This window comes from Thioclava sp. ISO4, assembly GCF_058105145.1.
In genome coordinates this window covers 3,272,791-3,284,240 of the sequence record NZ_CM176571.1, presented here as the reverse complement: position 1 = coordinate 3,284,240, position 11,450 = coordinate 3,272,791, and the positions used below count along the sequence as shown (strand labels likewise).

At 66.3% G+C, this 11,450-nt stretch carries 11 protein-coding genes; 2 read left to right on the top strand and 9 right to left on the bottom strand.

Annotated elements, in window-relative coordinates; translation table 11 throughout:
- Nucleotides 1–6: 6 nt before the first annotated feature.
- A complete protein-coding gene (locus AC2TZ7_RS16045; RefSeq protein ID WP_489864986.1) occupies nt 7–681 on the bottom strand; it encodes an SDR family NAD(P)-dependent oxidoreductase in 675 nt (224 codons plus the stop codon).
- 198 nt (nt 682–879) lie between these two features.
- On the opposite strand from AC2TZ7_RS16045, the gene AC2TZ7_RS16040 reads away from it, so the two are divergent.
- Nucleotides 880–1,440, top strand: coding sequence for a biotin transporter BioY (locus tag AC2TZ7_RS16040; RefSeq protein WP_489864985.1), 561 nt, complete (start codon nt 880–882; stop codon nt 1,438–1,440).
- 45 nt (nt 1,441–1,485) lie between these two features.
- Here the strand turns inward: AC2TZ7_RS16040 and AC2TZ7_RS16035 are convergent, their stop codons facing one another.
- From AC2TZ7_RS16035 to gltX, 3 genes are all read right to left on the bottom strand, one after another.
- Nucleotides 1,486–1,890: a DUF1284 domain-containing protein gene (locus AC2TZ7_RS16035; RefSeq protein WP_489866830.1), complete on the bottom strand. Its 405-nt coding sequence runs from the start codon at nt 1,888–1,890 to the stop codon at nt 1,486–1,488.
- A gap of 147 nt (nt 1,891–2,037) precedes the next feature.
- A complete protein-coding gene (gltA, locus tag AC2TZ7_RS16030) occupies nt 2,038–3,333 on the bottom strand; it encodes a citrate synthase (protein WP_078520131.1) in 1,296 nt (431 codons plus the stop codon).
- Nucleotides 3,334–3,412: 79 nt separating this feature from the next.
- Nucleotides 3,413–4,807 (bottom strand): glutamate--tRNA ligase, encoded by a 1,395-nt coding sequence (gene gltX / locus AC2TZ7_RS16025; RefSeq protein WP_489864984.1) that lies wholly within the window; start codon nt 4,805–4,807, stop codon nt 3,413–3,415.
- Between the two features lie 113 nt (nt 4,808–4,920).
- On the opposite strand from gltX, the gene AC2TZ7_RS16020 reads away from it, so the two are divergent.
- Nucleotides 4,921–7,044, top strand: a complete 2,124-nt coding sequence (locus tag AC2TZ7_RS16020) for a ComEC/Rec2 family competence protein (protein ID WP_489864983.1) — start codon at nt 4,921–4,923, stop codon at nt 7,042–7,044.
- 108 nt (nt 7,045–7,152) lie between these two features.
- Here the strand turns inward: AC2TZ7_RS16020 and lexA are convergent, their stop codons facing one another.
- The 5 genes from lexA to trpD form a co-directional block, all read right to left on the bottom strand.
- On the bottom strand, nt 7,153–7,869 hold the full coding sequence (gene lexA / locus AC2TZ7_RS16015; RefSeq protein ID WP_098411522.1) for a transcriptional repressor LexA: 717 nt from the start codon (nt 7,867–7,869) through the stop codon (nt 7,153–7,155).
- A 91-nt stretch (nt 7,870–7,960) separates the two neighbouring features.
- Nucleotides 7,961–9,145: a molybdopterin molybdotransferase MoeA gene (locus AC2TZ7_RS16010; RefSeq protein WP_489866829.1), complete on the bottom strand. Its 1,185-nt coding sequence runs from the start codon at nt 9,143–9,145 to the stop codon at nt 7,961–7,963.
- Between the two features lie 2 nt (nt 9,146–9,147).
- Nucleotides 9,148–9,633, bottom strand: coding sequence for a cyclic pyranopterin monophosphate synthase MoaC (gene moaC / locus AC2TZ7_RS16005; RefSeq protein WP_489864982.1), 486 nt, complete (start codon nt 9,631–9,633; stop codon nt 9,148–9,150).
- Entirely contained in the window at nt 9,630–10,427 is a 798-nt protein-coding gene (gene trpC, locus AC2TZ7_RS16000) for an indole-3-glycerol phosphate synthase TrpC (RefSeq protein WP_274963588.1), read from the bottom strand. Before trpC ends, moaC begins: the two co-directional genes overlap by 4 nt.
- Nucleotides 10,424–11,446 (bottom strand): anthranilate phosphoribosyltransferase, encoded by a 1,023-nt coding sequence (gene trpD / locus AC2TZ7_RS15995; protein ID WP_489866828.1) that lies wholly within the window; start codon nt 11,444–11,446, stop codon nt 10,424–10,426. The genes trpC and trpD overlap by 4 nt, the downstream gene beginning before the upstream one ends.
- Nucleotides 11,447–11,450: the final 4 nt, after the last annotated feature.

Here is an 11,450-nt window from a genome sequence, read left to right as displayed (position 1 = left end):
TTGCGATCAGAGCGTGTCGAGGATGCGCCGCGCTTCGGCATGGCGATCGGCCAGCGCGTCGCGATCTTCGCCGGGGAAGAACCGTCCGCGCAGCGCGGTCGCCATCGGTGCAGGCTCCGCAATCACCACGCGCGGCCCGATCTTCACGGTCTCGGCCTGCCACGACCGCAGCATCGCCATCTGCGCGGCTTTCGTCGCCCCATAGATGCCGAAGAATTTCTGGCCCGCACGCGGATCGTCGAAGGCCAGCGCGGTGCCTTCGCGCGCAAGCAGCAGCGGCTCCATCAGCCCGATGAGCTGCGCGGTTGCGGTCACGTTCACCTTGACCGAATTCGCCAGTTCCTTCGCGTCGATATGCCCCGTCGGCGAGAGCGGCGCGGCATGGATCGCCGTGTGCACCCACAGATCGAGCCCGCCCCAGCGCGCGCCGATCGACTGTGCGAGATGCGCCATCTGATCGGGCTCGGTCACGTCGAGCGGACCGAGCGAAGCGGTGCCGCCCTTCGCCTGAATGCGGTCGTCGAGCTCTTCCAGCGCGCCGGTGGTCCGCGCGACGGCCATGACATGCCAGCCGTCCTCGGCCAAAGCTTCGGCGATCGCCCCGCCAAGGCCACGCGAAGCGCCTGTGACAAGCGCCAGTTTCTTGCCCTGAGAAGGGTCTTGGGTCTGATCCGTGCTCATGGCGCATTTCTTGCCACCACGCCCGCCGTCGCGCAAGCGTGCAGATGCACGTCCCGCGCCTTTCCCGCTGTTTTGCAAATTTGCGCGCGCGCGACTTTGTCAGCTTTGCAGTGCCGCGCATTGATACGCTCGGCGCGTTGACAGGAAAGGGCGCGATGCGAAGGCTGCGGTCATCAGAAACGTAATACGGACAATGACATGACCCTCTCGCAAGCCCTTCTACCCTCGACCTCGCTGCCAACCCGCATCGCGATGATCCTGGCCGGGTCGCTCTTTATCGCTCTCTCGGCGCAGGCGAGCGTGCCGATGTTTCCTGTGCCGATGACGCTGCAGACTTTGGCGATCTCGATCGTTGGGCTCGCCTTCGGGGCGCGGCTCGCGGCTGCGACGCTGATCGCCTATCTCGTGGAGGGCGCGATGGGGCTGCCGGTCTTCGCTGATGGCAAAGCGGGCGCGATGGCGCTGATTGGGCCGACGGGCGGCTATCTCTGGGGCTTCGTTGCGATGGCGTGGATGACCGGTTGGATGGTTGAGCGCGGCTTCGATCGCGGGCTGTTTCGGCTGTTCATCGCGGCGCTGATCCCGGCCGCGCTCCTCTTCGTGCCGGGTGTCGCGATGCTGCAGGTCGTGACCGGGATGAGCGTCGGAAAAGCCATCGCGCTCGGTGCCACGCCATTCCTGCTGGGCGGTGTCGTGAAAGCGGCACTGGCGGCGCTCGTCGTTGCGGGCGGCTGGTCGGTGCTGCGCAAGCGCGGCTGAGCCCTGGACCCAAATCAAGGTGCCGCCCTCCTGACCGGGGCGGCGCTACGCTTTGTCCTGAAGCCGCGCGAGGGCGGCGGCGCACATGCCCGCGCTCAGCCATTGGCATTCGGCGCAGATCGTCTGATGCACATCGGCGGGCAGGGCGGCCATCCGCTCCAGCGCCTCGCCCCATGTCAGCACATCGCCCGGCGCAATCTCCAGCGCCTCGGCATGGGCCGCGTCCAGCCGGTCGATCTTCGCCTGCGCGGTGCAGCCCGATCCGCGCCGCGACGGGCAGGGGCCGCAGATGTCATCCGCCGCGCCCACCACTTCGATCTCCACCGCCGCGCCGTCCGCACGCCGCAACCGTCCTTCGACGATCTCGGTCATATTCGCGGTGAAGCGATCCGAATATCCCTTCCCCTCGAAACCGAGCGAGCAGAGGAAATGATGCGGGCGATATGTCAGGCGATCGGTGATGTCTTCGCTCTTGGGTAAATATCCCGGGGGATGAATGGCGCAGCCAGAAGGGGGCAGCGCCCCGTTGTCCCCGGTATCAGAATAGAAAACGGGCCGGAAGGTCTCCCCTCCGGCCCGCAATGACTTGGCTTACGCTCAGCGCTTGGCGATATCGACGTAATCGCGATAGGTCGCACCGGTGTAGAGCTGGCGCGGGCGACCGATCTTGCCGGTCGGATCCTCGATCATCTCTTTCCACTGCGAGATCCAGCCGACGGTGCGCGAGAGCGCGAAGATCGGGGTGAACATCGAGGTCGGGAAGCCCATCGCCTCGAGGATGATGCCCGAGTAGAAGTCGACATTCGGATAGAGCTTCTTGGAGACGAAATAGTCGTCCTCCAGAGCGATCTTCTCGAGTTCCTTGGCGACCTGAAGGGTCTCGTTGTCGTGGATGCCGAGCAGGTCGAGCACCTCGTCCGCCGATTCCTTCATGACCTTCGCACGCGGGTCGAAGTTCTTGTAGACGCGGTGACCGAAGCCCATCAGGCGGAAGGGATCATCCTTGTCCTTGGCGCGCTTGATGTATTCCGGGATCTGATCGACGGTGCCGATTTCGCGCAGCATCTCGAGGCAGGCCTGGTTGGCGCCACCGTGGGCCGGGCCCCAGAGGCAGGCGATGCCAGCTGCGATACAGGCGAACGGGTTCGCGCCCGAGGAGCCTGCCAGACGCACGGTCGAGGTCGAGGCGTTCTGCTCGTGATCGGCATGGAGCGTGAAGATACGGTCCATCGCCTTCGCGAGCGCCGGCTCGATCTTGTAGTCTTCGGCCGGGACCGAGAAGCACATATGCAGGAAGTTCTCGGCGTAGCTCAGCTCGTTCTTCGGATAGACGAAAGGCTGACCGATCGAATACTTGTAGGCCATCGCGGCGATCGTCGGCAGTTTCGCGATCAGACGGATCGAGGCGACTTCGCGCTGCCACGGGTCCGAGATGTCGAGGCTGTCGTGATAGAAGGCCGAGAGCGCGCCCACGACGCCGACCATGGTCGCCATCGGGTGGCTGTCACGGCGGAAGCCCTGGAAGAACTGCTTCATCTGCTCGTGGATCATCGTGTGACGGGTCACGCGATATTCGAAATCTTCCATCTGCTGCTTGCTCGGCAGCTCCCCGTAGAGAAGCAGGTAGCACACTTCGAGGTAATGCGATTCCGAGGCGAGCTGGTCGATCGGGTAGCCGCGATACAGCAGCTCGCCCTTGCCACCATCGATGAAGGTGATCTTGGACTCGCAGGCTGCGGTCGAGGTGAAACCCGGATCGTAGGTGAAGACGTCGGCTTGACCGTAGAGCTTGCGGATATCGAGCACGTCGGGACCAGCCGAGGGCGAGAGCACGGGAAGCTCATAGGTTTGTCCGTCAAGCGAGAGCGTGGCGGTCTTCGAGTTGTCTGCCATGTAAATTCCCTTTCATCCTCCGGCTGGGCCGCGCCGGTCTATCGCGTCCGGACAGGCGTCCGGAGAGGGCGGCCAGGCCTCAGGCCGCCTGATCGTCGAGTCGTGCCAGAGTCTCCTCTTGGCCCAAAACGAGCATCATATCGAATACGCTGGGGGTAGCCGCTCGCCCCGCCAAGGCCGCCCGCATCGGAGCAGCGACCTTCCCAAGGCCCAGTCCGTACGCTTCGGCAACCTGTCCGACGGCGGCTTCCAGGTCTTCCCGCGACCAATTAGCGCGTTGCAGCGCAAAGGTCAATTCACTCAGTATACCACGGGATACATCATTGAGCGCCTTGGCCGCTTTCTCTTCGATCTCGATCGGGCGCTGCGTCAGCGAGAAATGCGCCTTTTCAAGGAGTTGCGGGAGCATTTTCGCCGACCCCTTCACGACGGGGAGCGTGCGCATAAGCGCAGATTTCTGTGCGTCACCCAGCGGCGGTTTTTCTGCAGCTGCGAGATAGCCCTCGATTTCGCGCAGCAATTCGGCCTCATCGGTGATCGCGATATGCTGGCCGCAGATATTTTCGAGCTTTTTGAAGTCGAGCCGCGCCGGCGCCTTGTTGATCCCGGTGATGTCGAACCATTCCTTCGCCTGGTCGTCGGTGAAGAATTCGTCGTCGCCATGGCTCCAGCCGAGCCGCGCGAGGTAGTTGCGCATCCCCGTCGCGGGATAGCCCATCGCCTGATACTGCTCGAGGCCCACCGCGCCGTGGCGCTTCGACAGCTTCTTGCCGTCGGGGCCGTGGATCAGCGGGATATGCGCGAAGGTGGGCACGTCCCAGCCCATCGCGCGATAGACCAGCATCTGCCGTGCGGCGTTGACGAGATGGTCGTCCCCGCGGATCACATGGGTCACGCCCATATCATGGTCATCGACGACAACGGCCAGCATGTAGGTCGGTGTGCCATCAGAACGTAAACAAATCATGTCATCGAGCTGATCGTTGCGGATCGTCACCTCGCCCTGCACGGCGTCGGTGATCACCGTCGTGCCCTCGCGGGGCGCTTTCAGACGGATCACGTAGGGCGTATCCGGATGCGTCGCGGGATCGGCATCGCGCCACGGCGAGGGGAACATCTGCCCCTTGTTCGCCGGGTCCTCGCGGAAGGCCGCGATCTCTTCCTGCGTGGAGAAGCACTTATAGGCGTGGCCGTTCTCGAGCATCTGATGGGCGACCTCGGCATGACGGGCCGCGCCCGCAGCCTGGCTCACCACGTCGCCGTCATAATCGAGCCCCAGCCATTCGAGCCCCTGCAGGATCGCCGCCGTGGCCTCGGGGGTGGAGCGTTCGCGATCGGTATCCTCGATACGGAGCAGGAATTTGCCGCCGCGCCCACGGGCATAGAGCCAGTTGAACAGGGCCGTGCGCGCACCGCCGATATGCAGATAGCCGGTGGGCGAGGGGGCGAAACGGGTGACAATCTGGTCGGACATGTCGGGACCTTTCTTCGCGGGCTCTTACCGGCCCGCGTTAACCTATCGGAAACCATCAAGCGCATAGGCTTTCTCGGCTCGATGCATAAGCAGGGACGGGGCCGAGGACAAGCATGGCGATCATTGCCGAACCCGGCGACTGGGCGCAGGCGGAGGGTGCGACGGGCGCGGGCCGCGCTCCGCGTCTGATCGCGGCGCTCTTCGGGGGGCTCTCCGATCCGCTGGACGCGCTGGCGCGGGCGCGCGCGCAGCTTTTCCTGTGGATGCCGGTGGCGCTCGGCCTCGGGGTCGGGGCGTATTTCTCCCTCGTGGTCGAGCCGGGATGGCCTATCTACCTGAGTACGCTCGTAATCTGCGCGCTCTCGCTGACGCTTTGGCTGCGCGCTGCGGCGTGGTTTCGGCTGCCCGCGGCGCTGATCGCCCTCGCGGCTTTGGGGCTGCTGCTCGCGGGACTGCGCGCCCATCTCGTTGCTGCCCCGGTGCTGCAGTATCGCTATTACGGCCCCGTCAGCGGACGGATCGTGAAGATCGACCGCGCGCGGTCGGACCTGATCCGGCTGACGCTGGACCGAGTGCGGATCGACCGAATTCCGCCCGCCAAGACCCCTGCGCGGGTGCGGGTGACGCTGCATGGCGATCAAAGCCATTTCAGCCCCGAGCCCGGCACGCAGGTCATGCTCACGGCGAATCTCTCGCCCCCGCCGCCGCCAGCCGCGCCCCGGGGTTACGATTTTCGACGGACCGCCTGGTTCGACCGGCTCGGCGCGATCGGCTATACCCGCGCGCCGGTGCTGCGGATCGCGCCACCCGATCCCGGCGATTGGGCGATGGCGGCGCATCGCGCGCGGATGCGGCTCTCGGCGGCGATCCAGTCGCGGATCGCAGGCCAGCCCGGTGCGGTCGCGGCGGCGCTGATGACCGGCGACCGTTCGGGGTTGAGCGAGGCCACGCGCGAGGTGATGCGCCGCTCCAGCCTCGCCCATCTAATCGCGATTTCGGGGCTGCATATGGGGATGCTGGCGGGCTTCGTCTTCGGTCTGGTGCGTTACGGGCTGGCGCTGGCGGGACGCCCGGCGCTGATCTGGCCCACGAAGAAACTGGCCGCCATTGCGGCGCTGATCGCGGCCAGCGCCTATCTCTGGCTCGCGGGGCCTGCGGTCTCGACGCAGCGCGCCTGGATCATGGTGTCGATCATGCTCCTCGCCGTGCTCTTCGACCGGCGTGCGCTGAGCCTGCGCACCGTCGCGCTCGCCGCCACGCTTCTGCTGATCTGGCAGCCCGAGAGCCTGACCGAGCCCGGCTTCCAGATGTCCTTCGCGGCCACCACCGCGCTGATCGTGGCGCTGGGGCCGTGGACCCGCGCGTCGCGCCATCTGCCGCGTCTGCTGCGCCCGGTGTTGATGCTGGTCGCGACCTCTCTGATCGCAGGCGCGGCCACCGCACCGATCGTGGCCGCGCAGTTTCACAGGCTCTCGGAATACGGGGTGCTGGCCAATCTCTTCGCCGTGCCCGCGATGGGGCTGGTGATCATGCCGATGGGCGTACTCGCAGCACTGCTCGCGCCCCTTGGTCTGAGTGGTCCCGCGCTTTGGGCGATGGGGCAGGGCACGGCGTGGATCCTGCGCGTGGCGGAGTGGGTGAGCGGCCTCGACGGCTCGGTTCTCGCGATCGTTCAGCCGGGGCCGTGGGTGACCCCTTTGATTGCGCTTGGGGCGTTGGGGGCGATCCTGACGCGCGGGGCCGGGCGCAGTGCGAGCGTCGGTCTGATCCTTCTGGGCGGCGCCCTTTGGCTGCGCGCCGGGGCGGAGCGTCCGGCGCTGCTGATCGCGCCTGAGGCGCAGCAGGTCGGCCTGATGACCTCGCAGGGCCGGGCGCTGTCGAAGCCGGGCGCAGGGTTCATCTCCGAGCGCTGGCTCGCGGCGGATGGCGACGAAGTCTCGCTGGAAGTGGCCGCCGCACGCCCGGCTTTCTCTGGGCCGCGCGGCGCGCGGATCGCGCAGTTTAGGCGCGCGCCGCTCGCCCATCTCACCGGGAAATCGGCAAAAGAGGCCCTCCCTGCGATTTGCGCGAAGGGCGGCATCGTCGTGATCTCCAGCAAGATCGAAGCGCCCACCGGCCCATGCGATCTGTGGGACGCCGCGCGCCTGCGCGACACTGGCGCGGTCGCCATCTGTGCCACAGGCGAAGTCACGACGACCGCGCAAATCAAAGGCCGCCGCCTCTGGACGCGCCCCTGATCTTCGCTCTTTCCAAATATCCCCGCCGGAGGCTCCTGCCCACGCCACCGGCGCGACAAACGAAAAGAGCGCCCCGCAGGACGCTCTTTCTCAAGCATTCACCAAATCTCAGTAGCTGCGGATCAGCCCGACGAGCCGCCCCTGCACCTTCACCTGATCGTCGCGCAGCAGCCGCGTCTCATAGGCCGGGTTCGCGGCTTCCAGAGCGATCATCCCGCTGCGACGGTAGAAGCGTTTCAGCGTCGCCTCATGCCCTTCGACCAGCGCGACCACGATATCGCCATTGTCGGCGGTGCCCTGTTCGCGGATCACCACGACATCGCCATCGTTGATGCCGGCTTCGATCATCGAGTCGCCTTTGACTTCGAGCGCGTAATGCTCCCCGCGGCCGCCCAGCATGGAGCCGGGGACGGCGACGTGATGCGAGACTTCCGAGATCGCCTCGATCGGGACACCGGCGGCGATCCGGCCCATCACCGGCAGTTCCAGCGCGTGGATCACGTCGACCGGCATCGCGCCGCGCGGCGGGTCGGTCTTGTCGCCCTCGATCACCTGCGGGGCGAAGCTGCCGGCACTGTCGCCTGCGGGCGCGCCGAATTTCTTCTCCAGCGCCTCGGGCAGTTTCACGATCTCGATCGCGCGGGCCCGATGGGCGAGGCGGCGGATGAAGCCACGTTCTTCCAGAGCAGTAATCAAACGGTGGATACCGGATTTCGAGCGCAGGTCCAGCGCGTCCTTCATCTCGTCGAAAGAGGGTGGAACACCGTCCTTCATCATCCGTTTTTGAATGAATTCCAGCAATTCCAGCTGCTTGCGCGTCAGCATCCGCGACCCTCCGTTCCCCGGTCAAGGCACATGTTCAAGGATTGTTCTACCCTTGTTCACGGGGCCTGTCAACGCCCGAGGCGGGCGCGGCTCAGTCCAGCGGTAGGATTTCGACCGTCTCGCCTGCCTTGCGCGGCCCGTCGCCCAAGGGGCGGATCAGCAGGCAATCGGCCTGCGACAGGAGGCTCAGCATCGCGGAGTCCTGATTGTCGAAGGGCGTGACGCGGGGCAGGGGATCGCCGGGCGCGAGGGTGGCGCGCATGTAATGGGTGCGCGGGCCGGTCGGGCCGGTATCGGTCGCGAGGATCGCCTGTTGCACGCGGCTTTCCGGCGGCAGGCCCGCGAGCTTGCGCAGCATCGGGCGCAGGAACAGCTCGGCGCAGACCGTGGCCGAGACCGGGTTGCCCGGCAGGCCCAGCATGGCCGCTTCGCCGATCCGGCCCGCCATCAAGGGCTTTCCGGGGCGCATCGCGATCTTCCAGAAGCTGCGGTCGAGCCCCAGTTCTGCCGCCACTTCGCCGACCAGATCATGCGCACCGACCGAGGCGCCGCCCGAGGTCACCACCAGATCGGCGCCTTTCGCAAGGTCGAACACGGTGCGCAAGCTCTCGCGGTCGTCGCGCGCGATCGGCAGCATGCGGGCCTCGGCGCCCATGCGTTCGGCGAGCGCTGCAACGATGAAGCTGTTGGAGCAGATGATCTGGTCCGGCCCCGGCTCTTCGCCCGGCATCACCAGCTCGTCGCCGGTGGCGATGATCGCGACGATGGGGCGGCGGCGCACGGTGACGGCGGCCACGTTCATCGCGGCCAGCAGCCCGAGGTCGCGCGCGGTCAGCGGGCGGTCGGGGCAGAAGCTCTCGCCTTGCGCGAAGTCCTGACCCTTGGGGCGGATATTGTTATGGGTTTCAAGCTCTTGCGGCAGGGTGATCGTGTCGCCTTCACGGGTCACGTTCTCCTGCAGAACGACCACGCCATTCGGGCCCGGCACCGGTGCGCCGGTGAAGATGCGCACGGCTTGGCCCGGAGTCGGCGTGCCGTCATAGGCGCGACCTGCGGCGGCCTCGCCCTCGACGGTGAGCGTCGCGCCGGGCAGGTGGTCAGCCACGTCGATCCAGTAGCCATCCATCGCCGAGCCCGAGAAGGGGGGCTGGGTGAGCTGCGCCGTTGCGGGCTCCGCCATCACGCGGCCAAGCGCATGGCGCAGGCTCACGCGTTCGGTGCCCAGCGGCTCGACCAGTGCCAGAACCTTTTCCAGCGCCTCTTCGACGGGCAACAGGCTCATGATGTGCTCCCTTCGGCCTCGTATTTGCCGGATTTCCCGCCGTCTTTCAGCACGACGCGGATACCCTCGATCTGCATGGATTTCTCGACCGCCTTGAGCATGTCATAGACCGTCAGCGCCGCCGCCGAGACCGCCGTCAGCGCTTCCATCTCGACGCCGGTCTGCCCCGAGGTCTTCACCGTTGCACGGATGCGCACGCCGGGCAGCGCCTCGTCGGGCTCCAAGTCCAGCGTGACCTTGGTGATCGGCAGCGGGTGGCAGAGCGGGATCAGATCGGAGGTCTTCTTCGCGGCCATGATCCCCGCGATCCGTGCGATGCCCAGAACGTCGCCCTTCTTCGCGGTGCCCTTCAGGACATAGTCCAGCGTCTCGGGCAACATCACCACGCGCCCCTCGGCCACGGCGATGCGGTCGGTCACCTCCTTATCGGAGACGTCGACCATATGGGCCTGACCGTCCTTGTCGAAATGCGACAGGCTCATGCGACCTCCAGAAGCGTCCGGGTGGCGCCTGCGACATCGTCCTGCCGCATCAGGCTTTCGCCGATCAGGAAGCGGCGCGCGCCGACCTCGGCCATCGCCGCCATGTCGTCGCGGGTGAAGATGCCGCTCTCGCAGACCAGATCGCGGCCTTCGGCGAGGATGCTCGGCGCAAGTTCGCGGGTCACGTCGAGCGTGACCTCGAAGGTCTTCAGGTTGCGGTTGTTCACGCCCAGAAGCGGCGATTTGAGATGTTTGAGCGCGCGCTCGGTCTCTTCCATGTCATGCACTTCGACGAGCACATCCATGCCCCAACCGAAGGCTGCGTCTTCCAGTTCTGCGGCGAGGCTATCCTCGACCGAAGCCATGATGATCAGGATGCAATCGGCGCCCCAGGCACGGGCTTCCGCGACCTGATAGGTGTCATAGAGGAAATCCTTGCGCAGAGCGGGCAGCGAGCAGGCCGCGCGCGCCGCACTCAGGAATTCCGGCGCGCCCTGAAACGAGGGCGTGTCGGTCAGCACCGACAGACAGGCCGCGCCGCCTTGCTCATAGGCCTTGGCCAGCGCGGGCGGGTCGAAATCGGGGCGGATCAGCCCTTTCGAGGGCGAGGCCTTCTTGATCTCGGCGATCAGCCCGTAGCCCGTTTCCGCCTTCGCGGTCAGGGCGTTGGCAAAACCGCGCGTGGGCGCCTGCGCCTTGGCCTGAGCCTCAACTTCGCTCAGCGGGCGCGCGGCTTTGGCCGCTTTGATCTCTTCCAGCTTATAGGCTTTGATCTTGTCGAGGATCGTGCTCATCCGGCGACCTCCTGCGTGATGCGGGCGAGCGTTTCCAGCGCGGTCTTTGCCTTCCCGCTGTCGATGCTTTCGGCGGCCATTTCCGCCCCGGATTTCAGGTCCGCGACCTTGTCGGCCACGACAAGCGCGGCGGCGGCGTTGAAAATCACCGCGTCGCGATAGGCCGAAGCCTCGCCATCCATCAGCGCGCGCAGGGCGGTGGCGTTCTCGGCCGCCGTGCCGCCGACCAGATCCTTGAACTTATGCACGGGCAGGCCCGCATCCTCGGGGTGGATCTGCAGCGACTCGATGCGGCCGTTCTCCAGCGCGGCGACCTCAGTGGTGCCGCAAATGGTGATCTCGTCGGTGCCGTCCGAGCCATGCACAAGCCATGCCTTTTCGGAGCCCAGCATCTGCAGCGTCTCGGCCATCGGGAAGATCAGGTCGGGCGCGAAAGCCCCGGTCAGCTGCCGCTTCACGCCCGCGGGGTTGGTCAGGGGCCCGAGGATGTTGAAGATGGTCTTGCAGCCCAGTTCCTGACGCACCGGCATGACGTGGCGCATCGCGGGGTGATGGATCTGCGCCATCATGAAGCCGATATTGGCCTCGGCCAGACCGCGTTCGGTCGCCTCGGGGCCGGCCATCACGTCGATGCCAAGCTCGGATTGCACATCCGCCGTGCCCGATTTCGACGAGGCCGCGCGGTTGCCGTGTTTCGCGACCGGCACGCCCGCGCCCGCCACGACGAAGGCCGCAGCGGTCGAGATGTTGAGCGTGTGCATCCCGTCGCCGCCGGTGCCCACGATATCCATCGCGCCCTCGGGGGCTTTGACCGGCACGCATTTCGCTCGCATCGCGGCGGCAGCAGCGGCATATTCCGACACGGATTCCCCGCGCGCCCGCAGCGCCATCAGCAAGCCGCCGATCTGTGCCGGCGAGGCTTCGCCTTCGAACAGCAGCTGGAAGGCCATTTCCGCCTGCGCGCGGCTCAGCGGGCCTTCCGACGCCGCGAAGATCAGCGGCTTCATCGCTTCGCTCATCGGC